Source organism: Ottowia caeni (assembly GCF_050821495.1).
GTDB classification, from domain to species: domain Bacteria; phylum Pseudomonadota; class Gammaproteobacteria; order Burkholderiales; family Burkholderiaceae_C; genus Ottowia; species Ottowia caeni.
On record NZ_CP151080.1, the window covers coordinates 2,968,830 to 2,992,920 of the forward strand.

A 24,091-nucleotide genomic window follows, 5' to 3' on the forward strand; every position below is an offset into this window, starting at 1 on the left:
CTCAGATCAACGACCGCCTTCAGATACTTGCTGCAGCTCTCTTCAGTTGTCCAGCTTGACGTTGGCCTTTGCTGCGACATCCTTCCAGCGATTCATCTCCTCAAGCATGAATTTCCCAAATTCGTCTGGCGAATTGGTGGTCGAAGTGATACCTTTCTTGGCCAACTGGGATTGCACAGTCTCTGCCTTCGCAGCGGAGCGAATGACTTCATTGAGCTTCTCGATGACCTTCGGTGGAGTACCTTTGGGAGCGACAAACCCTGTCCAGGTGCCGCCATTCAGCTTGGGAAACCCGAGTTCGGCCACCGTAGGCACATCCGGCGCGAGAGGGGACCTTTCGGGAGACGTTACCGCCAACACTTTCAACTTGCCGGACTGAGCGAGTGGCAGAACGACACCGACGTTCTCGAACATGAGCTGAACCCGACCTCCAACAAGCTCTGGTAACGCCGCACTACTCCCCTTGAAGGGGACGTGTTGAATATTTACACCAAGAGTATTGTTGAAATATTCACCGAAGAGATGGTTGGAAGAGCCCAAACCGAAGGACGCGAAATTCATCGACGCAGGCTTTGCTTTGGCCAATTCAATGAAATCTTTTAATGATTTGGCCTGCACGTCAGGATTGACCACTACCGCAAACGATATGAGGGATGCCAATGTAATCGGCTGCAGATCTTTCTGTATATCGTAGTCCAGCTGCCGTCCGAGACTTTTTGATATAGCCAGTTCGGGAGAAGCCCCTAGCAAAATCGTATATCCGTCGGGTGCGGACCGCGCAACGCTCGTTGCCGCAATCTGACCACTTGCGCCTGGACGATTATCAACAATTACAGGTTGATTCAAGCGCTTGGTCATTTCCTCTGCAAACACCCTCGCAATAATATCCGTATTCCCCCCGAGGGATAACCAACTATGAGACGAATAGGTCGATTAGGGTAATCTGTCTGAGCTATCGCACCAAGCGGAATAAAGGCAACCCCTACGCAAACAAATCGCTTTACAAAATTCAGCAATTTCATGATTTGACTCCTATTTATAGAAATATCACCGCAAGGCCCTCTCTCAGCAAACCGTCATCGAGGGACGAGGAGGGGTAGCGAGAGCTTAAGTCGATTACGCGGCAGTTGTCGACGGTATAGCTCGTTGTCTCAAAATAAGAAACTAAAAGTTATACCCCGGCAGCCTGCGTGAGATATGTCGGCTTGGCCACCCGAGTTCGACACGAAACGTTGTAAGCGGTTGATTTCCTTGGAAATCGTTTTCAAATTGCCACTACAAGAGGCTTAAGGATGTCCTGCATAACTCCCTGCGGTCTGTGGCAGCACGGCCTCGGGCAATCTACTGCGTTGCTTTTCTTGCCAATAGCTGGGCTATTGGCTGGGCGGATTCGTAACACCGCGGCCCAGCGAAAACGATCTAAATGCCGCGCTAACTGTAGAGTCGAGATGTGGCGCGCTGGCCGTAGGCTCGGGTTGTCTGTTGTCCGCCCCTTTCGTCTGGCGGTGCCCCAATACCCTCACCCTAGCTGCGTTTCCACATCCCGCTCATCGAACCCGGCGTGCCGATTTCCGGCACCGGGCTCTCGGACAAAGGGCTTCATGCATTCGCCCACGGCGTTTTGCTGCGTCGCCCCGACAGGCGTTCAAGACCCAAGGTCTCGAACAGGTACTCGTAGGAATAGGCGAGTAAACCATTCCTTCGGGACTTGTGCTTCTTCAGCAACCACCGGCGCAGCCGCGACGTGGTGTACGCTTCAATCGCCCGGTAGGCACCGCTGGTAGTACCCAGGCAAAAGTAATTTGCCCACCCCCGCAGTGTCCGGTTGATCGCCGCTACCGTCGTCGTGGCATCAAGCCACACCAACCTCGGGTCCGTGAGATCGCGCAGTTTCTCAACCAGCTTTCTCATACTCTTTCTGGACGGGCGCAGCCCAAAGTAGGCGCCGCCTGTCCTGTGAGAGTAGTAGGGACCAAAGGTGTAGCCCAGAAAGTCGAAATGCTCCCGCCCTGCATGACAGGTGCGTGTTTTTTCCTCGTTGACGGTCAGCTTGAGCTTGTCCATCAGCGTGCGCATGGCAGCCAGCGCGTGTTGCGCCTGACCAGGCTTGCACAGAATCACCAGATCATCCGCATAGTTGACGATCTGCGCCCCCAGTTGCCGACTTGCCTGCCATCGCTGCCATCCCAGGATGAAGCGACGCATGTACAAGTTTGACAAGAGTGGGCTGATGGGCGCACCTTGCGGTATGCCACGACCTGTGTCACGGCTTGACGTCGTGCGGGTCTGTCTTCCCCGCTGATCGCTTTCTTGCACCGGGCAGTCCAGCCAGCGTTGGATCAGCTGCAATACACGCCGGTCCACCACTCGCCTTGCGACGCACAGCATCAATTCGCGATGCGGTATGGTGTCAAAGTATGCCGATAAGTCGGCATCAACGACTTCGCAGTACCCGCTGTCGAGCCCTACCTTGACCTTGGCCAGTGCGTCATGCGCACTGCAGTTGGCACGGTACGCGTGCTGCTGCTCTGGCAAGTCAGCCTCAAATATCGGCTCCAGCACCAGAACAGCCGCCATCATGCATACCCGGTCCCGCAGGGTGGATATGCCCAATGGTCGAAGCTTGCCATCTGCCTTCGGAATATGGACACGTCTTATCGGTTGCGGTTCGTATCTCTCCTCTTTGAGCGTGTGCGCCAGCTCCCCCAGCCATTTCAGCACGCCGTATTGCTCTACCACCTCGAATGTCTGGCCGTCTACGCCCGCCGCGCCTTTGTTGGCGCGACAGCGAGCATAGGCGTGCATCATCACGTCTTGGCGATACAGCTTGTCATACAGCGCATAGAAACGATAGCCAGGCTCAGCCTTCGCTTTCGCATGTAATGCCTTCTGCAGCTTCTGTACTTTTATCGGAGTTGATAGGTTTCCCAATCTCCTGACCTCACCACTTGTTGCATTGCCTTTGAACCAGGGCCCCTTTCCTCCACCGGCATTACCCGGCTTCTTCGGTACTACAGGCCCATCCGCCATCCCAGGCCGCCAGATCCAGCTGTCACCAGCTCCTTCTGTTGGAGACTCCCACCTCCACCGCCTGGGACTTCCCATGTTGCGCGCGCTCTTGCACTTTCATACATGCCGCCGCCAATACCCCGGTACAGCCACTGACAGCACTCTCTGCTCTCAACCGTCAGCAGTGTCAGACTTCCCCGCATCGACCGGCAGGTCGTCCTGTACATCACCCTTTTCGAGGCTTGCTCAGCGTTCACTCACGTTGCGGCCTGCATGCTCGTCAAGTCACCTAGTGACCCTCTACACCGAAGGCTTCAGCCATTTCGTTACCTCCATGACTGCTCCGATTACTACCGGCCGGAGCAAATTTAGCCGGGTGGGATTCGCACCCACTGCAAAAGCGCCACCTTTTCATGGCGCACGTCGAAGTCCGGTGGCCAGCAACGATCACCTTGCCGAATGCACCAGGAAACGCGCGCGGACCTCAAGAAGTCTGAGGGAGAGTACTTGGGTATTGGATCGCCTTACGTAAGCGACGGCCTGCGCAATACCGCCCTTAATGCACGCCTGGTTAGGCCCACAATGGTGGGCGCAGCCCAGGCCAAACAGGCCTTTTTGTCTCTGGAGGTTAGGGTCGCGGCGGTGATGCCACGTTTTACCCCCCGAACCTGCAAATACTATCGGTGAACCCTATGGTATTCGGCAAACATTTCCGCATTTTTCGCAATGAGCCGATAGACAATATCTACAAAGCTTTCACAAAGCGGTGAATAAGGCCGATTAGAGGGAAAAATGGAACTCAAGGTCATGGTAGCTCTGGGCCTAAACGGTTTGACATTGACTTCATCCAAATTAAATTTACCCAATGCCACTGAATCTACAACAGCCACACCAATACCGGCAGATGCCATAGAAAGGGCAACCGATGTCTGATTGATGGCGATAGAAACTTTCCAAGGAACTCCCAACTCCTGAGATCGCTGGCGCAAAATTTTTCCAACGTACGCGCCGTCGGAATATGAGATTATTTTCTCGTTGATTAGGTCCTCTGGGCCTATCGCTTCCTTTTCCGTCAACCAGTGATTTTTTGGCAAAGCGCAGATGATGTCGATCTCACACAAGGGAATCTGCTCGATTTCGTAATTCTGTGTCGGTTCATGGATGAACCCCACATCCAATTGGCGCGCTGCCACACGCTCAATCACTTCGGCAGGCGTAAGCGCCATCATTTGAAGATCTACGAGCGGTCGAACCTGATGAAAACTTTGTATCGCTTCAGTCAACAGAGAGGCTGCAATCGCATACGTGGCGGCGACCTTAACGGTGCCCATCTCCGATGACCGAAGCCTCTTTGCCAAGTCCCCAGTAGATTGAATTTCATCAAAAATTCGCTTAGCGCTGGGGTATAGCCGCTGAGCTTCCATACTGGGATAAAGCCTATCTCCCGATCTCTTGAAGAGGCGGAGCTCGAGTGCTTCCTCTAGCAAGCGAATAGATTTCGAGATAGCTGGTTGGGAAACAGCTAGTTTACGAGCCGACTCAGACATCGAGCCAGTCTCCATCACGTGGCAGAACGCCCGTAATTGCCGGATGTTCATGGCGAGATCATTTAACATGCGCGCTCACTCGCTGAGTGGAAATGAATGACGGGTGCGGGAATCGACAAGGCAGCTGCGCAATTCCACGTCACATGGTGCCTTTTTGTGGGAGTCCTCTTGGAGCGCGAATTGAGTTTCACCGCAGTTCGGTATAGCAGCCGAAGGGTACGAGCACTTCGAATTGTCGCTTGGTCACCTTTGCGGAACCTCGGAAAAATACATTGTGAATACCGAACGTTCGGGTCGATGGTGCTACTGGGAGAGTTTTGCGGTCGATCGCGGGCGCTATCGGCTGAAAAGCATACATCGCGTCGCCTCCGGACGAGTCGGAGTCTCGTGTGGGGTTGCCGAGGCTTCCCGGGACATTGGCCCTCCACCACCCCTCGCGTCTGTTCGCGCACCTAGCGGAACTCCTTCATTTGACGTGTAGGCCGCATAGGTCAATAAAACCCCTCACGTGGGGAGTGCCGTAATCAACGCCTGCGATAAATCAGACTGCAAGTCGGTGACTGATTCCAACCCCATCGAAAAACGCACCAAAGTGCCGCGGGCCAGATGCCTGGGCCACGCGGCGCGCATTTGCTCCAACTCATAGGGCATCACCAAGCTGATTGGTCCGCCCCAACTGAATACGAAGGGGCTTCTCACTTCCGGGCACGGCATCAAAGTGCCAAGATTAGCGTTTTGGAAAGTCAATCTGAACCCTTTTGGAAGGAGAAGTCCCATGAGCAAGATTACACGAGTTGGCGTTGATTTGGCCAAAAACCTGATCCAGGTTCACGCAGTGGATGCGCTTGGCAAAGTGATCACCAACCGGGCGTTGCGGCGCGATAACTTTCTTTCCTGGTGTGCCCAGCTGCCGGCAGGCTGCCTGGTGGCCATGGAGGCGTGCAGCGGCGCGCACCACTGGTGCCGCAAACTGGCAGAACTGGGTCTGGATGCGCGCATGATTGCGCCGCAGTTCGTGGCCCCGTACCGCCTGCAAGGTCGCACGGGCAAGAACGACGCCAACGATGCGGCAGCCGTCTGCGAGGCCGCCTCCCGGCCGCACATGAGCTTTGTGAGCCCCAAGGCGCTGCATCAGCAAGGCTTGCCAGCGCTCCAGGGTTGCTACTCCAACACCAACCTCCCGCGCCACCACCTCTACCGCCGCGCTCTCCGGCGGCAGCAGCCTGGCCACCGCCTTGTCCTTGAATGATTGTCCGTATCGAGCCACTGTCGTCCTTCATCGCCGCCCCCGGGTTCTTGACTCTATGGAGGCGACAACTATTCTGACGCCGGGGGGAAGATGAGCGGGTGGCCTGGTTGCTCCCGAAGACACGGCACCATCAGCTGGACACCGGGCGCCCTACTCTTCCACGCGTCCAATATCACCGTAAGGTCTTTCTCTTCGAGCAAGGGCTGATCTGCCAGGCCCACCATGACCGCGCTCGCTTGGAGCGGCAGCGCAGCTAGGTCAGCGCGCAACGAAGTGACCTTGCCCTCGGATTCCGTATCCCTTAGCCGGGTAGTTAACTAAGCCGTGCGCGTTGGAACAATCCGCCTTGACTCCCGTAGGTTGGCGCTGAGCGCAGCGAAGCCCAACATGGGGCGTGTGAGATGGGTGGCGCTGTTTGTTGGGCTTCGCTGCGCTCAGCACCAACCTACGGCTGCACATACGCACTCAGGTGCAAGGTGTCCTTGAACCGCCACGTTCACTTTGAGAATAACGGAGGAAAGTTCTGGTAGTACGGTTTCACATTAAAAGTAGACCCGATGACCAAGCCCCCGAAATTGGCGTAGGGAGGCGTTGTCGGAGCAGGTGCAGAATTGTCCTGTCCGCGCCTGCAAGATTGGATTCTTGGAACGAAACACGTCTTCTCTCCTGCTGGTTGGTGAACACACCGGTTTCTGTGAATTGCAAGCCGATCTTGAGTACGTCGCTTCATTGGCCACTGATTGATCTATGAAGCCTTCTGTAGGCGAGATAGAGACCAATCACGATCAGCGGAAATATAAGGTCGCCAACAATTATTTGGAAGCCGATGTTGTACTCGGCCACATTACCCTGGGTGCGCAGGCTCATGACATGTCCGGCCATGCAACCGAGCAGGAAGGTGCACTGCGCGATGATGGCGGCAAGCCAGAAGTTGCTGCGGATGAAGAAACACAGGAAGCAAATGAGGCTCAAGGCGGTGCGTCAACACCCGAGTCTTACCCAACGGTTTGGACCGAGTGCTCACTTCCAGTGTTGAATGCCCGGGTCCAACTGGCTGACCGCACCGTGTACACAGACCCGCCTCATGGATTGACGCTAAGTCTCAGCGGCTCACCGACGCGTGCCCTGAGCACATCTTCACGGTGGAATGGAAGCACATGCCACTGTTTGCGCGAGAACAGCTCCATCTGGTCCGTCGCATGAGGCGAGGCAGGGTTTGTCGATTGGCCATAGGTCAAGATGGCATGCGCCACGGGGCCACGGGGATCGAAAGTCACCGTCTGAACATAGCTGGTGCCGTAGTCGATACGCAGGCCCTGGGCATTGATGGGCGCCGGCTCCTGACGGCCCAAGTTGTTAAGCACACCCTCAAACTCTTCGCCCCCATGCAAAGCAATAGGAGCTTCAGTGATGGCTGGGCGCTGCACGCTGCCCAGCGGGGCATTCAAGGCAAATCCTGCAGCCTTGATTGTCTTGACCGCTGTTTCCATGGCACCCCATACCTTGGCAGCAACTGCCGCATCGGACATTTTGAGGCCCGCAGGCGTCGCAACGGGTTGCTTCGCATCAAAAGGCACTCGGTACACCCCTGGAATGTTGCGCGCGTTGCGCCAGAACTCGCGGAAAACATGAGCGCCACGTGCGTCAAGCTCGTTGCGCATGTTCCAGCCCTGCAAGGCCGCACAACCCTCACGAGCCTCGCTGCTGGGTGCTTGGGCGCACGCGGCCAGCAAGTCTGGCAAGATCACCGAAGCCATGAAGTTTCGGTTCTGGAACAGTTGCTCCTGCATGGCCTGCAATGTGACCTTGCCACGACTCAGCATTTCCGGGATTTCAGTCAGTCCAGCGCGAGTTCGGGGGCGCGTCAGGCTGGCATCGCCCACCAGCGGCGAGATCCCCTCAAACTTTTGCTCAGGATGCGTGTAGAAGAAACTATCGTTACTGTTGTGGACCCAGTCGCTGCGCAGCGCCACCGGCATGCGCTCGATGGGGATCAGCCCTTGCACTGGCGAACGATGGTCAAGTTGCCAAGTGCAGTCGGCACGAGCGCCATTGAGCACGATCAGTCCTGCTGCAGCTCGTAGTGCCGCGGCAGGTTTGCTGGGGGAGCAACGTTCCAGTTGAGCGGCATCGACGTTGGGCACCACGCTCACGTCGGTATACATCACCTTGCCGCTGCGATCAGCAGCCAGAGTATTGACCCATGGAAGGCCCAGGCCTGCGTGTGCTTTGTGAAGGTCCTCCACCGAACCAGCGCGCGCAAAAGCCAAGGCGGCGTCCATCATGCGGGCGTTACCGATGTTCGCATCGCGCAGTGCGTAGGCGGTCTTGGCGTTCCAGGTCAGGCCCGCGCGAGGGATGACGACCATTGGTCCCCATCGCGTGGACCATAAGGTGCGGCCTCCGACCGTACGCGCCCTCATCTTCTCTGGCTTGCCGTCCACCAAGTAGGTGGTGGGATCGCCTTCCGCAAGCTGAAGTTCGTATAGCGTGAAGCGCTTGCCAGTCGAAACAGTGTGCGACCAAGCGACGTCCTTGTTGAACCCGATGGAGACGACTGGATATGTGCCAAGGCCTGCGCCCATCACATCCATCTGCCCAGGAATAGTGAGGTGGAGTTGATAGAAGCGGTTAGAGCCGCTCCAAGGAAAGTGTGGGTTACCCAGCAGCATGCCGCTACCATTGGCAGTCTCGTCCTTGCCAAACGCCCAGGCGTTGGAGCCCAGAGGCGAGTCGAGCAGACCGATAGCGCGCATTGCCTGGGCGGCCTCTGCCAGATCGACGGTTTCGGCGCTTGATCGCGAGGTCTTGGCGCCAGGCTGGGGTGGCTGCGCGCCCAACATGCCATCGGCCAGCGCAGCAATTCCCGCCTGAACTGCAGTGATCTCGGCCATACGCCGGTATTCATTCAAGGTCATGGGCTTCACCCATGACTTACCCTTGCAGGCCTCGGGCAGGCGGCTAGCATGGTCAGCCAGATAACGGTTATAGCCGGCCACATAGCCGCGCGCCAACGCATGGGATTCAGCGCTGGCCTGGCCCCAGGCACGCTCTAGTGCGGCGTCATCCATATGGGCTGCCATGAACAGATCGATCTGCTCGTTGGGGAGGTAGCGCCTACCCAGAAGCCCTGTGGCTTTCCCCCCAAAGGTGCTGCTGCGCTGCCCACGCACGGTCACCAACTGGTCGGCAACCAGGCATAGGTTGTCCTGAGCGTGAGCGTAGGCAACACCGTAGGCCAACGAGTGCGCATCCGGCGCAGTGATATGGGGAATACCGTAGGCAGTGCGCTCTATGGTGACGCCGCGCTCGGCCAGGAGGCCAGTGTTGCCTGCGCAACCAGCCAGCGTGATAGCCGTCAGCGCAGTCAGCACGCACGTGATGTGTCTCATGGATCTGTCTCCTGAAGGTCTTGTCGAGCAAGGCGAGGCCAGGTGTCGGGCGGAACATGCACACGGCGCTGCGACATGTTCTTCACAATGCCTGAACAGCAGCACCTCAAGCGCCAACGATTATGGCAAGTCGAACGCCGAAGTACCCAAAATTAAAGTAGCCCTACGTAGCCCTTGGCAATGCCAACCATAGTTCTTTGCAAATAATATCTTGATTGCTGACAGCCTAAACCCTGGGGAAGGTGTTCAAAACCCATGATGACGCCCGAACCCCACCCACCTGATCTACCCGCAAAAACTCCAGGCACCCACCATGAAACGCATCTCTGCCTTTTTAGCGACAGCCACACTTGCAAGCATGTGCGGCCTCGCACATGCGCAATCTGACTTCTATCGTCGAGTAACGCCTCCAAACGTTTCCGAGGGCGGAGCCGTTGGTGCAGCAGTGCTGGTGGGGCGTCAGTATCAGGGCTCCGATGAATCGCGAGTGCGAGTGCTCCCGAACGTCGAATACCAGTGGAGCAACGGGTTCTTCGCAGGAGTCATGAACGGCATCGGCTACAACGCATCGACCCGGCCTGACCTGGCTTATGGCGTTCGTGTTACAGCAGACTTCGGTCGCAAGGAAAATCGCAGCGACGCTCTCCGAGGATTGGGCGACATTGACCCTCGCCCCGAGCTGGGCGCGTTCTTCAACTTCAGTCCGGCGCCCAGCATCATGCTGAGCTCTTCGCTGCGCTATGGAAGCGGCAACGACCGCAAGGGCCTCATCGTAGACCTGGGCGCTGGATGGAGCACCAGCATCAGCCCCAGCCTTCGTTTCGGAAGCTCGCTGGCCACCTCCTGGACTAACTCAAACTACACGCAAGAGTACTTTGGGATCACCTCCGACCAGGCATCGCGCAGCGGCTACGCCCAGTTTGCTCCAGGCGGAGGTTTCACAGACCTCCGGCTTAGCGCATCGCTTATCTACAGCATCACTCCACAATGGAGCCTGGTGGGGTCCGTGAGCTACTCTGAGCTTCTTGGCGATGCCAAGCGCAGCCCGATCGTTCGCAAGAAAGGCGGCGCCTCAGCAGTAGTTGCATTGGCGTACAGCTTTTGAGAACCTGTTGGCTCCACCACCACCTGACCGAAACGACCTGGCTTTTTGCGATACTGACACCAGCCAGGGTGTCCTGTATCGCATCAAGCGGAAAGTTCATCGCTGCACAGTGATCGCGTCTGTCGCCGCTGGTAATTCGAGGCTTTCCCCCAATGCATCGGCAATCTGACTGAGAGCAAATTTTGTGGCGGCCTCACCTTGTGCCATGGCCAGCGCACCACGATGGAAGTCCATGGCCGCGATGTCTGACAGGCGCGGGCGGATTAACACATCTGCAGGCTCACCGGCCAACCGGCTCTGCGTGATACGAACCTGCATGATGTTAAGGCTGGTGCCCAGCACATCCAGCATGGAAGGTGATTGCAGGGCATCTCCTCGGGCCGCGCGAGGCTGGGGTTTGAAACGCTGAAGCAACGCAGCCCAGGGTGCAGAGAGGAAAGGCGGCGTTTCATCCGATGAGGGTGGGCCACTTTCAGTGTGAACCTCGGCACGTGCGCGGCGTCCGATCAGATCCCAGTTCAGATCCACGGCGATCACGACCTCAGCCCCCAGGGCTCGGCATAGCGAGACTGGCACCGGGTTCACCAGGCCGCCATCTACCAGCAGCCGGTCGTTCAGTTGAGCCGGTGTGAACAGACCCGGCAGCGCGATAGAGGCACGTACCGCGTCAATCACAGACCCCTCGCGCAGCCACACTTCGCGGCCAGAGTTCAGCTCGGTCGCCACGCAGGCAAATGGACGAGCCAAGCCCTCAATGCCTTCATCTTTAAAGTGCTTCCGGAAAAACGCTGTAAGCCTCGAACCCTCGATTAAGCCGCCACCCATGCTGATATCCAGCAAAGAAACCACCCCTTGCCAGCTGAGCTTACGGACCCAGTCGTCGAGCCAATCCAGGTGTCCTGCGGAGTAGACCGCGCCGACCAGTGCACCAATCGAGGTGCCGCACACAACGTCAGGGGCGTAGCCCGCCTGCTCCAGCGCGCGGATCACGCCAATGTGCGACCAGCCCCGCGCCGATCCGCTACCCAGAGCCAGCCCGATTCGGGGGCGGTGAACTTCATTAGCATGCATGAGAAATCAGAATGCGTAACGATTTCAAGAAGGCAAGAAATGCAGTACCGCGATGATTAGTCCGGCTCACAAAGCTTGCATTCATTGGTAGGGATCAGCGTTCAGCGACGCCCGCCCAGCAGGTTACCGCCGATCTTCAGCAGATCGCCAATGTCCAGTTTGCCGTCGCCATTCTGATCCAGCACGGCATTCAATAGCCCGCCACCCAGGCCGCCCTGGTTTTGTACTTGCGCGCGCTCTTGGCCCAGCACATTGCCCAGGCTGTCGGCGTCCATGTTGCGTGCTGCCACCTGCTTCGCCAGCGCAGCCATCACGATGGGTGCCAGGATTTTAAGAAGGTTGCCAGCCTGCCCACTGCTCATACCGGTGGCTTGGCCCAGGCCGCTTTCTGCGCGTGGTTGAGCGTCCCCGAAAATGTGCCCCAGGATCCCGCCGGCGTCCAACTGCTTGCTGGCGGGTGCTGAGCCTCCCAACAGGCCGCCCAGCAAGTCGCCTATTCCGCCCAAGCCACCCAACCCGCCCGCGCTGGCAGATTGCCCGCCGCCCAGCAACCCCCCGAGCATGCCACCCAGGTCCATCGACCCGGCGCCAGCATGGTCACGTTGCAACGCATTGAGCAGTGCATTCGCACCGCCAGGCTGCTCGGCATTGTTGCCCAGCGCGCCCACCAGCATCGGCACCGCAGCCGCGATTGCATTGGCGGTCGTGTCTTGATCAGTGCCCAATTGCTGGGCAATCTGGCTTGTGGGCCCGTCTTGGAGCTGACTCAGCAGTTCATCAAGGAGTGAGTTGTTCATGGCGGTAGCCTACTAGACTGGTGTAGAGGAAATGAGTGCATGGTACGCCCTTGTGGGCGACAGGTTGTCAAAAATCGAACACCCCGGCATCGGGCACGACCCCAGAACCACAGAGTCTCAATCTGAGGCGACCTGCAGGGCAAAACTGCAAAACGTGCACGTCTTTAAAACCAGGGAAAATATAAATTCACAGCTAAATTGCAATTTGATATATAATTAACGCGGTTGCGGTAGTGAAATGCGGTTTTCGCAGTCACCCCAACATCCATCTGATGCGATAAAAAACGTCATGGTGGTTGTAATTGGCGATTCATTTCGCTCAGTTGGTCTGTAGAGCTGCAGCCAACCAAGTCCCTGATGCTCACGCAGCCTGATTCAAGTCTGCGTTCCTGAATGCACTAGATTCCAAAGTTCGCTATTTCCATGGGCAAGTACGTCGTTTCGCCCGCGACACACCAGACAGACTGTGGCCGCTTCCGCGCCTCATTTTCAGTCCATCGATCCCAGGGCAACGGCAGTTACTGCCGAGTAGTCCGCTTTGACAAGGTCTTTGCTTCGCGCAACGCTGCCAAAGTCTTTGCAGTCACCCAAGGTTGGCTGCAAACGAGCATGTCTCACCCCCCGTTTGCTAATGATCTGATTAGCTCAGATCCTACTAACCCTACTCTGGCGCTTCGGAAACCCGAGCCGCGCCCAATTACCCCAACGGTGTGCTATTCGTTGCACGCTATTTTTCAGAAAGGCTCTACCATGAGCAGCAAGATTTATGTGGGCAACCTGCCCTACTCCGTCACTGATTCCAGCCTGGAAAGCAATTTTGCCGAGTTTGGCAACGTTTCTTCCGCCAAGGTCATGATGGATCGCGAAACAGGCCGTTCCAAAGGTTTCGGGTTTGTGGAAATGGCTTCTGCCGAAGTCGCCCAAGCCGCCATCTCCGCTCTCAACGGCATGTCCGTCGATGGCCGCTCTATTGTTGTTAACCTGGCCCGCCCTCGCGAAGAAGGCAGGGGTTCGGGTGGCTACAGCCCCGCTGGCTACAAAAGCTCAGAAAGTCGTTCAGACGTTGGCTATGGCAATGGCGGCTACGGCGGCGGTCGCTACTAAACCTGGCAACCCCCCAAAAAAACCGGCTCTCCTGAGCCGGTTTTTTTGGCCCATGAAGGCGCACCCTCACCCGACTCCTAGGTCGAACCAACACGGTCGCCCGCGCGCCGATTCAGCCAACGCGCCACCACTTGGCGTCTGGACGTGTCGCACACCCATTGCACACCGACACCCACCGCCAGAGCAGCGAGCCAGGCAAGCGCCACGAACAGCCACGCGACGGCCATGCCCTCAAGGTCAAACTTTTCCCAGAGGCCGCTGACGATAATGATCACGGCAAAATGGCTGACAAACATGCTGTAGGAGACATCGCTGAGGTATTGAATGCCCTTGCGAATGAAACTGACGGTGTGGTGCCACTTGATGTGAGACAGAGCATGCAAGCTGAACGAGGTGATCAGCGCCAGCGCAGGCCGCGCCCTCGGGTCGGAGAACCAGTCAAGCAACAGAAGCACCACAGTAACCACCAGCCACCTACGAGCACGTGAGCTGTCGCGTGACCACGCCACCAATGCCCCCAGCCCGTAGGCGGACAGGTAGTAAATGGCCCACACATCCAGCGCGGGCTCGCGACTGAAGACGTGTATGGATGCCATAGTGGCTATCGCCACAATGGCAGGCGCGAAAGACTCGGACAACGGACGTTCGAACTTGTGAGCAACGTGAGCGAGCATTACGAACAGCCCAAACAACTGCATGTCTATGGCTACATACCATGCGCCAGCGGACATGGATGGAATGCCCAGCACATCTTGCAGAAAAAAGATGCGCAAGAAACACCCCTATGCTGGGCAGCGGAGAGAGCCAGTCTTCATTGGACAATTCGCTGCCAAGCCATAGCGTGGCAAGTACGACCAGAATCAATGCCACGCCCAGTTGGGGCGCCAATCTGAGATAACGCTTCCAGATCAGCGGTGCGATCGCCTCGCCTCGTTGCTTGCTGACCGATTGCGCCGCCAGGAAGCCGCCAATGACCAGGAACGGTTGCACCGCCAAGCGCCCATCTTCTTCTATGAATTCCACGAGCCGCGGCCAGGCCATTGCGATCCAGTCGGTCATCGGCGTGTAAAGCGAAAGGTGGTGCAGCACGATGACTTGTGAAGCCAACGCCTTGATAGTGTCAATGACTGCTGATCGATTCATCTGATTCCTGGCGTTAGGGTTAAGGCAACGCTGAATAAATCCTCGCATGCGGCGCATCCCCGGACTTGGGCGGTCTGCCGCGTTGAAAATCCTCCCGATACCGCCCGGCATCGCTGCGGTTTTCGCCTTGCACCCCATCCCGATCCAGGGCGCGAAGCATCGCGGAGACTCATTCAGCGTCGCCTTAAACCGTGATGCTGGCGCATTGTGCCCGGCCTGCCCTGTCATAGGCTTGACACAATACAATACAACAATTCAATAATCTTTTAATTATCGAATACACGAAGATCATGAAAGTTGGCATCAATGGCATGGGACGCATCGGCCGCTTGGCACTGCGTGCGGCATTTGGCGCAGCCGAACGCCCGAGCGAAGACCCACGCGCCGGCCATCGGCTGGAGGTTGTGCATCTGAATGAGATCAAGGGTGGTGCGGCGGCCACTGCACATCTGCTGGCGTTTGACTCGGTGCAAGGCAAATGGCGCGAGCACATACGTGCCGACGGCGAAGATGCGGTGATGGTTGGCCAGCATAAATTGTCATTCACGGCCCATGCTTCGCCCAACGAGATTCCCTGGGGCGAACTGGGTGTGGACGTGGTTCTGGAATGCACCGGCAAGTTCCTCAGCCCGGAAACCCTGCAAGGCCACCTGGATCGAGGCGCCAAGCGCGTGATCGTGGCGGCACCCGTGAAAGTGGGCGGTGTGCTGAACATGGTGGTGGGGGTGAACCACGAATTGTACGACCCCGCACAGCACCACATAGTAACCGCCGCTTCTTGCACCACCAACTGCCTTGCGCCCGTGGTGAAGGTGGTGCACGAACATTTGGGCATCAAGCACGGCCAAATCACCACGATTCACGACCCGACGAACACTAACCTGGTGGTCGATGCGCCGCACAAGGATCTGCGCCGTGCCCGCAGTGCCATGCTGAGTCTGGCGCCCACCACGACGGGCAGCGCCACTGCAATAGCACTCATTTACCCTGAACTCAAGGGCAAACTCAACGGCCACGCCGTGCGCGCCCCAGTTCTTAACGCCTCGCTGACCGACTGCGTGTTTGAACTGCAGCGCCCGACCACGGCCGAAGAGGTGAACGCATTGTTCAAGCAGGCCGCCGATACCTACCTGGCGGGCATTCTCGGGTACGAAGAGCGCCCGTTGGTCAGCGCTGATTACGCGCGCGACACACGCTCATCCATTGTGGATGCGCTCTCGACCATGGTGACCGACGGCACCTTGCTCAAGGTCTATGCCTGGTATGACAACGAGATGGGCTATGCCTGCCGCATGGTGGACCTGGCTTGCCACATGGAACAGGTTGGCATTTGAGCATGCAGAACGCCGCGCGCAATTACGCCATTGTCACCGCCGCCTATTGGGGCTTCACCCTCACAGACGGCGCGCTGCGGATGCTGGTGCTGCTGCACTTTTATCGGCTCGGTTACTCTCCGTTCGCCCTCGCATTTCTGTTCCTGCTTTATGAGGCGGCCGGTGTGCTGGCTAACCTTATCGGCGGATGGCTGGCAACTCGCTACGGCATTACGCGCATGCTCACCGTCGGCTTGCTCACACAGATCGTCGGCTTCACTTTACTATCGCAGCTTGACCCGACCTGGACGGTAGCCATGTCTGTAGCCTGGGTGGTTCTGGCGCAGGGCGTGTGTGGTGTTGCCAAGGATTTAACCAAGACGGCCAGCAAATCAGCGATTAAGGTTACACAGGCTGCCGCCAAGGAGCAAGACAACGGCCAGTTGTTCAAATGGGTAGCCTGGTTCACCGGCAGCAAAAACGCGATGAAGGGTTTTGGCTTCTTCCTGGGCGGCGTGCTGCTGCAAACACTGGGCTTCCAGGGCTCGCTGTGGTTGATGGCAGGTTTACTGGCTCTGGTCCTGCTGGGCGTGGTGACCTCGCTGCCGAAGATGATGGGCAAGAGCACGGCATCAAAGTCGGCCAAGGAGTTATTTGCCAAGAACGCCGGCATCAACGGGCTCGCTGCAGCGCGGGTGGTTCTGTTTGGCGCCCGAGACGTATGGTTTGTGGTGGGTGTGCCCGTGTTCTTGTACTCGCAAGGCTGGAGCTTCACCATGGTGGGCGGCTTCCTGGCTGCCTGGACGATTGGATACGGCTTGGTTCAGGCGCTGGCGCCGCAGATTGTCAGGCGCAGCTCAGATGGCTTGAGCGCCGAGGTGCCGGCTGCGCGACTGTGGTCGGCCATACTGGCCCTGGTGCCCATGGGCATTGCGGCTGCCGTTGCTTTGAACATTCCGCATTTGCAGTGGGTGGTGGTGGGAGGCCTGGCCCTGTTCGGCGTGGCTTTTGCGGTCAACTCGTCAGTGCACTCTTACTTGATCCTGGCCTACGCGGGATCCGAGAAAGCGGCAGAAGACGTGGGGTTTTACTACGCGGCCAACGCCCTGGGCCGTTTCTTTGGCACGCTCATGTCGGGCCTGCTCTATCAATGGGGCGGCTTGATGTATGCCCTGCTGGGCTCGGCGGTCATGCTGGTGCTGTGCTGGTTGATTACGCTGTACTTGCCGATCAAAGTACAAAAAACTGCCTTGGCGGCATCGTAGCCAAGGTTTCAGGAGAAAGCATGAACGAACCCGATGTGGTCAAGGCGTTAGGCGCTCTGGCGCAAGAAACCAGGCTCAAATTATTCCGTCTGCTGGTGGTGGCTGGGCAAGAAGGGCTCACGCCCAGTCACATGTCCGAGCGTCTGGAGGTCGCGCCCGCAGCTTTGTCTTTTCACCTTAAAGAACTGAACCACGCAGGTCTGGTGAGTGCCCAGCGCGATGGCCGCAACCTCATTTACCGGGCAGAGTTTTCTGCCATGGACGAGTTGCTCGCCTTCCTGACCGCCGAATGTTGCCAGGGCGAACCTTGCCTGACTTCGATCGCCTCTACAAATTGCTCAACCAGCTGCTCACCCACCCGCTCCTGTTAAGGACTCAAAATGTCTTCTCACGTCTATAACGTCCTGTTTTTGTGCACCGGAAACTCGGCGCGAAGCATCATGGCTGAAGCTGTGCTCAACCAGCTGGGTGCCGGCAAGTTTCGCGCCTATAGCGCCGGCAGCCATCCTGCAGGCAAGGTCAACCCATATGCCCTGGATCTTCTCAGGCGCAATCACTTCAGCGTGGAGGGACTCAGGAGCAAGAGCTGGGACGAGTTCTCGCATTCCAACGCACCTGCGATGGATTTCATTCTGACCCTGTGCGACAGAGCCGCCGGTGAAGTCTGCCCCCTGTGGCCGGGCCAACCCATGTCGGCCCACTGGGGTGTAGAAGACCCGGCTGAGGTTGAGGGAACGGACGAGCAAAAAAACAGGGCCTTCACTTCTGTTTTCATGACTTTGCGAACCCGCGTTGCGCTGCTGGTGAACCTGCCGATTGAAAAGCTGGACAAGCTTTCACTCCAATCGGAGTTGCACAGCATTGCAAAGCAGCGCGGCTAAGGTTCAGCTGAGCCTCAGTGTTGGCCAAGCCCGCTGAGGCTTGGCTTTGTTCATTGTAGGAACTGCTTTGGCAGAGATAAGCCCATCGAGGCTAAAGCCGCTCCTAAGGGTGGATCAAAAGTCAACAAGTGAACAAATGAACAGTATTGGGATTGAACTCAAGATGAAAAAGGGACAAGTTCATGGGTTTGTTTGAGCGATTCTTGACCGTGTGGGTGGCGCTAGGCATTGGCGCCGGGGTCGCTTTGGGTCTCTGGTGGCCCGGTCTGTTTCAGACCGTGGCGGCCATGGAATACGCCCAGGTCAACTTGGTCGTGGCCGCGTTCATCTGGGTCATGATTTACCCCATGATGATTCAGATTGACTGGCATGCGGTCAAAGACGTCGGCAAGCGCCCGCAAGGTTTGCTGCTGACACTGGTCATCAACTGGCTGATAAAACCCTTCACCATGGCTGCACTGGGCGTACTGTTTTTCAAGTACCTGTTCGCGCCTTGGGTGGACCCGCAGTCGGCCAGCGAATACATTGCTGGCATGATTTTGCTGGGCGTGGCACCTTGCACCGCCATGGTGTTTGTGTGGAGCCAGCTCGTCAAGGGCGACGCCAACTACACCCTGGTGCAGGTGTCAGTGAACGACCTCATCATGGTGTTCGCCTTTGCACCCATTGCGGCTCTCTTGCTGGGCGTGACTGATGTCACCGTGCCATGGGAGACGCTGGTGCTGTCCACCGTGCTTTACGTGGTGTTGCCGCTCATGGCGGGCATGCTCACGCGGCATCTTCTGCTTAAACGATCAGCTCAGGCGGTAAGTTCTTACGTGACAAGGCTCAAACCCTGGTCGGTCCTGGGCCTGATTGCCACCGTGGTGTTGCTGTTCGGGTTTCAGGCCCAGACCATCGTCGCGCAGCCCGGGGTGATCGCGCTGATTGCGGTGCCACTTGTCCTGCAGTCCTACGGAATTTTCTTTATCGGCTGGTGGGGTGCGCGGATGCTGAAACTGCCTCACGATATAGCCGGGCCCGCCTGCCTCATTGGCACCTCCAACTTCTTTGAACTGGCAGTGGCCGTGGCCATTTCGCTGTTCGGATTGAACTCAGGCGCGGCCCTGGCTACTGTGGTGGGGGTGCTGGTAGAGGTGCCCGTCATGCTGTCGCTGGTGGCCATAGTCAACGCCTGGCGCCCCGAGTCTGAAAACAACACTACCCTCCCAAATCGAGCATGACCGTCAGAGCCATTGACCCCCTTCCAAAGTGTCAAAAGCGTGCAAATCTTGGTGGGAAAGAAATCGGAGTTTAGATAGGAAATGCTGGCTAACGTGTCTAAGCCCTGCTCGACTTCCACCTCCCACCCACTGACCGATGTGCCTGCCGTGTCAGTGGAGCACTTCCGCGCACCAGCCCCAGAGGATCTCAGCCAACCCGTTCATTCCGTTCATCCGCCGCGCATCCTGCTGCTTTACGGCTCACTCCGTGAGCGTTCTTTCAGCCGTTTGCTGGTCGAAGAGGCAGCACGCCTGCTCCAGGCCATGGGCGCTGAAGCGAAGGTGTTCAACCCCACCGGGCTGCCTTTGCCGGATGACGCTCCCGACAGCCACCCAAAGGTGCAGGAGCTTCGCAGCCTCGCGCAATGGTCTGAGGGCATGGTGTGGTGTTCGCCTGAACGCCACGGCGCCATGACGGGCATCATGAAAACCCAGATCGACTGGATTCCCCTGTACTCAGGGGCCGTGCGCCCCACGCAGGGGAAGACGCTTGCTGTGATGCAAGTCTCGGGCGGCTCGCAGTCGTTCAATGCTGTAAACCAGATGCGTGTGCTGGGGCGATGGATGCGTATGCTCACCATCCCGAATCAGTCCTCCGTCGCCAAGGCGTTCCAGGAGTTTGGCTCGGACAACCGAATGAAGCCTTCAAGTTATTACGATCGTGTGGTGGATGTCATGGAAGAGCTGGTCAAGTTCACATGGCTCACGCGGGACCTTTCTCCGTACCTGGTAGACCGCTACAGCGAGCGTAAAGAATCGGCGGAGAAGCTGTCAGAGCGCGTCAATCTTCCAAAAGCCACGTGACTGAATCCACGCCGGGCACTACCCTGCCGCCTGATTCTGGTCAAACCGCCCTGGAGCCTGTCGGACTTGGAGCGCCGAAAGCGAAAATGGGACCCAGCGAGGACAGTTTTTGCAGGATTCGCAGGCCCATAGCCCAGCTATGGGTCAAGAAGACTGCGAAAAATGGACCGCTGCGGCCCATTTGCAGCCGGCGATTTCCAAGTCCGACAGGCTCCTTGCCACTTATCCACAAAAATCGTGGACAAGCATGGGGATAACCATGTGCAATTCGCCGCACACGAAGGCACGGCGCGGCCTGCCACTGAACTGCCCCTAAACGGATGGAGACAATGTCAAAAATTCCTCATTGGAGCCATGCACTTAGCGTCCGCAACGCGCAGCTTGATGAGCAACACATCATCTTGACTGAGTTGTCCAAGGAATTAATAAGTCTCGCCAGAGACGAGTCGTTAACCGATACGCGAATTCTTGAGGTGCTACAGGAGTTTGCGGGCTATGCCAAGCGACATTACGAGCTTGAAGAGGGTGTTTTGGCCGCGAATCAGTGCCCGACGCTTGACGAGCACACGAAAACACACCGTACCGCAGAAGAAGAGCTAAAGAGATGGATAGACGCGGCAAAGTCGTGCAGGCTGGACAGACCAGCCATAGCGGCCTATTTTGAAGACTGGATGCAACACCATCTTGCTGAGACCGACATGCCTGCGAAGGAATACCTGAGCCACACGGTGAGGCGGGCCTAAGACTTTGCTTCCTTCAAACCGGCATGAATGAACTGGGGGTATCGTGTTGGGCATGGCTGCGCTCAGCTAAACCTACTCAATCTCCCTTCAAGCTGTCCTGGCGGCAGACCAATGATCAAGGGCCAGAATTAGAGTCAATTAGGGCTCGAGAATCAGGTTCAAGCTTGTGATGCTGTCAGCCGTCGTCAGTGTCACTGCTGGTGGAGTGCTCTGCGTTGAGTAACCCAGTGCACTGGCCCACACGTCGTACTTGCCAGCCGATGCCGTATCAGCGGCAAATAGCATTGGACCAGTCGCCACATAGGGTGCCCTTAACGGCGCCGCCAGAGGCAAGGAAAGGCTGTATGCGGCGCTGAGCGGATCGACGGGCATCCAAGCCACGTCCAGTTTCTGACCGGTACTCAACATCTGCTGAACGCTCACAGCAGCCTCCGTCAGAGGGAGACTGGATGCATTTGTCACGACGCCAGAAACAATGGCTGATGGCGAAGCCACCAATGGAATGGGTTGAAGTGCGGAGTTGAGCGTTGTTGTGCCGGCTGCCAAAGACACCGGAACGCCCGTAATGGCTGCGGTGGTCAGGTCTTTGCCGGCTACCACCACGGTGTAGTTTGTATTTTCTGGCAAATAGGCCAAGACAAATTTGCCGCTGACCGCGTCGGGCACGGTGGCACGCAGGTTGTTGTCAGGGTCTCGCGTAGAAACCACAACACTGGAAGCCAATGCCGGATTGACGTAGCCGACTATCGCTGTGGTCAATCGTTTGATGACCGACACCACAGGCTTGAGGTTGTAGTTGCCTGAGTTTCCGGCCCGAACGACGGATTTACAGGCATCGAAGTCCAACACCATATCGGCCACTTGCCCGCCAACTACGTCAAAGTTGGCCTTCAACTTGAACCCACTTTGCTGACCGCTGGGAGTGCGCAACGGAACCTCATTGCCCGAACCCGACAACACCAAAGCATTCGACAACGGCTGTGCAGGCGTTGGGTTTGACGGGTTGTCTGCCAATACCAAGCGAATCTGCTGGTAATTGCCGGCAGCAAGCGGAAGCGTGCCCAACTCCTGCAACACACCATTGGTCAATCCAAGCAAATCGACCCGCTGAGGTTCGATGGCCAGTTCGCTCCAGCCTGCATCGCTTTCAGTTGCGGTCGCACTCTGATGCACGCGGATCTTGGTTACCGTGACAAAAACGTGCTCGTAGCCGCAAGCTGGCGCATCGGTCATGGCAAGTTTGAGCGTACCCAAATTTGCTCCGCCATCATCTCCCCCTCCTCCACAGGCTACCAAGCCAGAAGTGAGCAACGCAAGGCAGCTCAATCGCACCACTTTGGAAGAAAGAATTTTTCTTGTCGGCTTCATAAGGGTACCTACTCGGCTATTGAGATAGTTTCATCGTAGGGCGGACGTGTCGACTTCGAAGTTACAGACCGTAGTGCGCGTATTGCCCGCCATGCTATGAGGCCTGCACTAACGACATTACTTTTCGCCACAATCATGTCGCATTCAGACGTAACAGAAACACTTTGAAACCAGCGATCTTCGAGGGCATGTGGCCTTTCTGATTAAGCATCCGTGACCGGCCTGGATGTTTCATAGCTAGTTCAGAGATGCATTACTGAGCAATTGTCGTGCGACTAAAATGCTTTATTACCAAGTGGTTCCCCTCGTGTGTGCAAAGCCAAATTCTTGCGAGAACCCAAAGTCAATAGATAAGCCACGCCAGCCCGGCCTGTTATTTGCACGCAACGCAAGAATCGCGTTGCCATCTGGTCCCCTCATGTCACAGCTTTCTGCCCTTGCAAAAGGGCTGCTCCTTTTAGCCGCTGCAATGCTTGCCTTGCCGACGGCGCTCGCGGCCGGCAAGCTTGCCGCGCAAGATGTGACCGCACTGGCCGGCACATGCGTCAACTGCCACGGTCCGAATGGGCGATCCACTGGCGCGATACCAAGCTTGCAGGGTCAACCGGCCAATCGTCTATTGATGCTCATGCAATCATTCAAGAACGGTGAACAAGCCAACGCAACCGTGATGACACGGCTCATGAAAGGCTACGACGACGACCAGATCCAGGCACTGGCCCAATGGTTCTCTGCCAGGGAGACCAAGTGATGTCGGTGTCGTTCACAAGGCGCAATATTCTCAGTGGAGCGGCCGCGGGGCTCTCCTCCTTGGTGCTGCCCTCACTGGTTCACGCGCAAGCTGGGGCTGCCCATGTGGTCGTTGTCGGCGGGGGGTTTGGCGGAGCCACTGCCGCACGTTACCTGAGGCTCCATGCGCCACAAGTCCGGATCACACTGATCGAGCCGGAAAAGCGCTTTTACACGTGCCCATTTTCCAACATGTATCTGGCCGGGCTCCGCTCTTGGGACAGCATCGGCCACAGCTTCGATGGTCTGCGCGCTGCCGGCATCGAGGTGGTGCACGCTCTTGCGGAAAACGTGGACGCCAGTACACGCACCATCAAACTTTCGACCGGGCAAACCTTACGCTGGGACCGCCTGGTGCTTTCGCCCGGCGTTGACATGCGCTGGAATGCACTGGAAGGCTATGACGCGGCAGCCGCCGAACTCGCCCCGCATGCCTGGAAAGCAGGCGAGCAAACCAGACTTCTGCGCCGGCAACTCGAAACCATGCCAGATGGCGGCATTTTCGTCATGGCCATTCCAGAAAACCCCTTCCGCTGCCCGCCTGGCCCCTACGAGCGGGCAGCTATGGTCGCTCACTATTTCAAGCAGCACAAGCCGCGCAGCAAAATTTTGCTACTTGATGCCAAAGACAACTTCTCAAAGCAGGCGCTGTTCCAGCAAGGCTGGAAGGCCTTGTACGGCGACATGATTGAGTGGGTCAAGCAATCGGATGACGGCCAAGTGATGCGCGTAGATGCCAAGGCGCTGGAGGTTGAAACCGCATTTGGCACGCGCCACAAGGCTAATGTGCTCAACGTCATTCCGCCTCAGAAGGCCGGCTTCATCGCTGAACGTGCTGGCGTGGCCAATGCCAGTGGCTGGGTCCCGGTGAAGGCAGACAGCTTTGAGTCCACGCAGGTGAAGGATATCTTTGTTCTAGGCGACGCCACCATTGCGGCCCCTATGCCAAAGTCAGGTTTTGCAGCCAACACGCAAGCCAAAATGGCCGCTGCCGTGATCGCTGCGGATCTGCTTGGCCGCGACAAACCAGTGCCATCGTACGCCAACACCTGCTACAGCCTCATCGGCCCCGGCTACGGCATCTCCGTGGCGGGGGTCTACCGAACAGAGAACGGAAAAATCGTAGAACCAGCAGGCTCCGGGGGCGTGAGCCCACTTGATAGCAATGCAGCTTATCGTGCCTCCGAAGCGCGCTACGGCGAGGCTTGGTACGCAGCGATGAGCGCTGACATCTGGGACCGCTGACACC

General features: G+C 57.4%; 20 protein-coding genes and 5 pseudogenes. 13 read left to right on the top strand and 12 right to left on the bottom strand.

Annotation, left to right across the window (positions count from 1 at the left end; genetic code table 11):
• Positions 1–42: 42 nt before the first annotated feature.
• From AAAK34_RS14055 to AAAK34_RS14065, 3 genes are all read right to left on the bottom strand, one after another.
• Positions 43–873 carry a Bug family tripartite tricarboxylate transporter substrate binding protein gene (locus AAAK34_RS14055; RefSeq protein WP_431777401.1) on the bottom strand — a complete coding sequence of 277 codons (831 nt, stop codon included), beginning with the start codon at positions 871–873 and terminating at the stop codon, positions 43–45.
• 726 nt (positions 874–1,599) lie between these two features.
• A complete protein-coding gene (gene ltrA / locus AAAK34_RS14060) occupies positions 1,600–2,931 on the bottom strand; it encodes a group II intron reverse transcriptase/maturase (protein WP_431777402.1) in 1,332 nt (443 codons plus the stop codon).
• Between the two features lie 755 nt (positions 2,932–3,686).
• Positions 3,687–4,607, bottom strand: a complete 921-nt coding sequence (locus AAAK34_RS14065) for a LysR substrate-binding domain-containing protein (RefSeq protein ID WP_231695845.1) — start codon at positions 4,605–4,607, stop codon at positions 3,687–3,689.
• A gap of 724 nt (positions 4,608–5,331) precedes the next feature.
• On the opposite strand from AAAK34_RS14065, the pseudogene AAAK34_RS14070 reads away from it, so the two are divergent.
• Positions 5,332–5,700, top strand: a pseudogene (locus AAAK34_RS14070) (IS110 family transposase); the annotation flags it as partial.
• On the opposite strand, the pseudogene AAAK34_RS14075 reads toward AAAK34_RS14070, so the two are convergent.
• The 4 genes and pseudogenes from AAAK34_RS14075 to AAAK34_RS14090 all read right to left on the bottom strand — a co-directional run.
• Positions 5,694–5,823: pseudogene (locus tag AAAK34_RS14075) on the bottom strand (IS3 family transposase); the annotation flags it as partial. The pseudogenes AAAK34_RS14070 and AAAK34_RS14075 sit on opposite strands and share 7 nt — an antisense overlap.
• Before the next feature lie 50 nt (positions 5,824–5,873).
• Positions 5,874–6,089 (bottom strand): annotated as a pseudogene (locus tag AAAK34_RS14080) (NTP transferase domain-containing protein); the annotation flags it as partial.
• A 442-nt stretch (positions 6,090–6,531) separates the two neighbouring features.
• The gene (locus AAAK34_RS14085) at positions 6,532–6,777 is read right to left on the bottom strand and encodes a DUF6790 family protein (RefSeq protein ID WP_231695844.1); all 246 of its coding nucleotides are present in this window, start codon (positions 6,775–6,777) and stop codon (positions 6,532–6,534) included.
• A gap of 110 nt (positions 6,778–6,887) precedes the next feature.
• A complete protein-coding gene (locus AAAK34_RS14090; protein ID WP_231695843.1) occupies positions 6,888–9,197 on the bottom strand; it encodes a penicillin acylase family protein in 2,310 nt (769 codons plus the stop codon).
• Positions 9,198–9,510: 313 nt separating this feature from the next.
• Here AAAK34_RS14090 and AAAK34_RS14095 point away from each other — a divergent pair, with 313 nt between their 5' ends.
• On the top strand, positions 9,511–10,302 hold the full coding sequence (locus tag AAAK34_RS14095) for a MipA/OmpV family protein (protein ID WP_231695842.1): 792 nt from the start codon (positions 9,511–9,513) through the stop codon (positions 10,300–10,302).
• A 96-nt stretch (positions 10,303–10,398) separates the two neighbouring features.
• Here AAAK34_RS14095 and AAAK34_RS14100 read toward each other — a convergent pair whose 3' ends face one another.
• Positions 10,399–11,373, bottom strand: coding sequence for a patatin-like phospholipase family protein (locus AAAK34_RS14100; protein ID WP_231695841.1), 975 nt, complete (start codon positions 11,371–11,373; stop codon positions 10,399–10,401).
• Between the two features lie 101 nt (positions 11,374–11,474).
• Positions 11,475–12,170, bottom strand: a complete 696-nt coding sequence (locus AAAK34_RS14105; RefSeq protein WP_231695840.1) for a DUF937 domain-containing protein — start codon at positions 12,168–12,170, stop codon at positions 11,475–11,477.
• A gap of 423 nt (positions 12,171–12,593) precedes the next feature.
• On the opposite strand from AAAK34_RS14105, the pseudogene AAAK34_RS14110 reads away from it, so the two are divergent.
• Both AAAK34_RS14110 and AAAK34_RS14115 read left to right on the top strand, forming a co-directional pair.
• A pseudogene (locus tag AAAK34_RS14110) lies at positions 12,594–12,794 on the top strand (hypothetical protein); the annotation flags it as partial.
• A gap of 126 nt (positions 12,795–12,920) precedes the next feature.
• The gene (locus AAAK34_RS14115) at positions 12,921–13,274 is read left to right on the top strand and encodes an RNA recognition motif domain-containing protein (protein ID WP_231695839.1); all 354 of its coding nucleotides are present in this window, start codon (positions 12,921–12,923) and stop codon (positions 13,272–13,274) included.
• Between the two features lie 77 nt (positions 13,275–13,351).
• Here AAAK34_RS14115 and AAAK34_RS14120 read toward each other — a convergent pair whose 3' ends face one another.
• Both AAAK34_RS14120 and AAAK34_RS14125 read right to left on the bottom strand, forming a co-directional pair.
• Positions 13,352–14,047: a hypothetical protein gene (locus tag AAAK34_RS14120; RefSeq protein WP_431778045.1), complete on the bottom strand. Its 696-nt coding sequence runs from the start codon at positions 14,045–14,047 to the stop codon at positions 13,352–13,354.
• 46 nt (positions 14,048–14,093) lie between these two features.
• Positions 14,094–14,645 (bottom strand): annotated as a pseudogene (locus tag AAAK34_RS14125) (acyltransferase family protein); the annotation flags it as partial.
• Between the two features lie 62 nt (positions 14,646–14,707).
• On the opposite strand from AAAK34_RS14125, the gene AAAK34_RS14130 reads away from it, so the two are divergent.
• The 7 genes from AAAK34_RS14130 (at position 14,708) to AAAK34_RS14160 (ending at position 20,685) form a co-directional block, all read left to right on the top strand.
• Positions 14,708–15,751 carry an ArsJ-associated glyceraldehyde-3-phosphate dehydrogenase gene (locus AAAK34_RS14130; RefSeq protein ID WP_231695837.1) on the top strand — a complete coding sequence of 348 codons (1,044 nt, stop codon included), beginning with the start codon at positions 14,708–14,710 and terminating at the stop codon, positions 15,749–15,751.
• 2 nt (positions 15,752–15,753) lie between these two features.
• Positions 15,754–16,995 (top strand): organoarsenical effux MFS transporter ArsJ, encoded by a 1,242-nt coding sequence (gene arsJ / locus AAAK34_RS14135; protein WP_231695836.1) that lies wholly within the window; start codon positions 15,754–15,756, stop codon positions 16,993–16,995.
• Between the two features lie 20 nt (positions 16,996–17,015).
• A complete protein-coding gene (locus AAAK34_RS14140) occupies positions 17,016–17,366 on the top strand; it encodes an ArsR/SmtB family transcription factor (RefSeq protein WP_231695835.1) in 351 nt (116 codons plus the stop codon).
• A gap of 9 nt (positions 17,367–17,375) precedes the next feature.
• Positions 17,376–17,876 (top strand): arsenate reductase ArsC, encoded by a 501-nt coding sequence (locus AAAK34_RS14145; protein ID WP_231695834.1) that lies wholly within the window; start codon positions 17,376–17,378, stop codon positions 17,874–17,876.
• 182 nt (positions 17,877–18,058) lie between these two features.
• On the top strand, positions 18,059–19,099 hold the full coding sequence (gene arsB, locus AAAK34_RS14150) for an ACR3 family arsenite efflux transporter (protein WP_231695833.1): 1,041 nt from the start codon (positions 18,059–18,061) through the stop codon (positions 19,097–19,099).
• Between the two features lie 93 nt (positions 19,100–19,192).
• The gene (gene arsH, locus AAAK34_RS14155; protein WP_431777403.1) at positions 19,193–19,942 is read left to right on the top strand and encodes an arsenical resistance protein ArsH; all 750 of its coding nucleotides are present in this window, start codon (positions 19,193–19,195) and stop codon (positions 19,940–19,942) included.
• Between the two features lie 329 nt (positions 19,943–20,271).
• The gene (locus AAAK34_RS14160; protein WP_231695831.1) at positions 20,272–20,685 is read left to right on the top strand and encodes a hemerythrin domain-containing protein; all 414 of its coding nucleotides are present in this window, start codon (positions 20,272–20,274) and stop codon (positions 20,683–20,685) included.
• A gap of 138 nt (positions 20,686–20,823) precedes the next feature.
• Here the strand turns inward: AAAK34_RS14160 and AAAK34_RS14165 are convergent, their stop codons facing one another.
• Entirely contained in the window at positions 20,824–21,939 is a 1,116-nt protein-coding gene (locus AAAK34_RS14165; RefSeq protein WP_431777404.1) for a DUF4382 domain-containing protein, read from the bottom strand.
• 532 nt (positions 21,940–22,471) lie between these two features.
• On the opposite strand from AAAK34_RS14165, the gene AAAK34_RS14170 reads away from it, so the two are divergent.
• The gene (locus AAAK34_RS14170) at positions 22,472–22,804 is read left to right on the top strand and encodes a c-type cytochrome (RefSeq protein ID WP_231695829.1); all 333 of its coding nucleotides are present in this window, start codon (positions 22,472–22,474) and stop codon (positions 22,802–22,804) included.
• On the top strand, positions 22,804–24,087 hold the full coding sequence (locus tag AAAK34_RS14175) for an NAD(P)/FAD-dependent oxidoreductase (protein ID WP_431777405.1): 1,284 nt from the start codon (positions 22,804–22,806) through the stop codon (positions 24,085–24,087). Before AAAK34_RS14170 ends, AAAK34_RS14175 begins: the two co-directional genes overlap by 1 nt.
• The last annotated feature ends 4 nt before the right edge of the window (positions 24,088–24,091 follow it).

Bases quoted from the DNA above. Each gene is read 5' to 3' on its own strand.
- AAAK34_RS14065 (WP_231695845.1), bottom strand. From the start codon at position 4,607: ATGAACATCCGGCAATTACGGGCGTTCTGCCACGTGATGGAGACTGGC.
- AAAK34_RS14090 (WP_231695843.1), bottom strand. From the start codon at position 9,197: ATGAGACACATCACGTGCGTGCTGACTGCGCTGACGGCTATCACGCTG.
- AAAK34_RS14095 (WP_231695842.1), top strand. From the start codon at position 9,511: ATGAAACGCATCTCTGCCTTTTTAGCGACAGCCACACTTGCAAGCATG.
- AAAK34_RS14100 (WP_231695841.1), bottom strand. From the start codon at position 11,373: ATGCATGCTAATGAAGTTCACCGCCCCCGAATCGGGCTGGCTCTGGGT.
- AAAK34_RS14105 (WP_231695840.1), bottom strand. From the start codon at position 12,170: ATGAACAACTCACTCCTTGATGAACTGCTGAGTCAGCTCCAAGACGGG.
- AAAK34_RS14115 (WP_231695839.1), top strand. From the start codon at position 12,921: ATGAGCAGCAAGATTTATGTGGGCAACCTGCCCTACTCCGTCACTGAT.
- AAAK34_RS14130 (WP_231695837.1), top strand. From the start codon at position 14,708: ATGAAAGTTGGCATCAATGGCATGGGACGCATCGGCCGCTTGGCACTG.
- arsJ (WP_231695836.1), top strand. From the start codon at position 15,754: ATGCAGAACGCCGCGCGCAATTACGCCATTGTCACCGCCGCCTATTGG.
- AAAK34_RS14140 (WP_231695835.1), top strand. From the start codon at position 17,016: ATGAACGAACCCGATGTGGTCAAGGCGTTAGGCGCTCTGGCGCAAGAA.
- AAAK34_RS14145 (WP_231695834.1), top strand. From the start codon at position 17,376: ATGTCTTCTCACGTCTATAACGTCCTGTTTTTGTGCACCGGAAACTCG.
- arsB (WP_231695833.1), top strand. From the start codon at position 18,059: ATGGGTTTGTTTGAGCGATTCTTGACCGTGTGGGTGGCGCTAGGCATT.
- AAAK34_RS14160 (WP_231695831.1), top strand. From the start codon at position 20,272: ATGTCAAAAATTCCTCATTGGAGCCATGCACTTAGCGTCCGCAACGCG.
- AAAK34_RS14170 (WP_231695829.1), top strand. From the start codon at position 22,472: ATGTCACAGCTTTCTGCCCTTGCAAAAGGGCTGCTCCTTTTAGCCGCT.
- AAAK34_RS14175 (WP_431777405.1), top strand. From the start codon at position 22,804: ATGTCGGTGTCGTTCACAAGGCGCAATATTCTCAGTGGAGCGGCCGCG.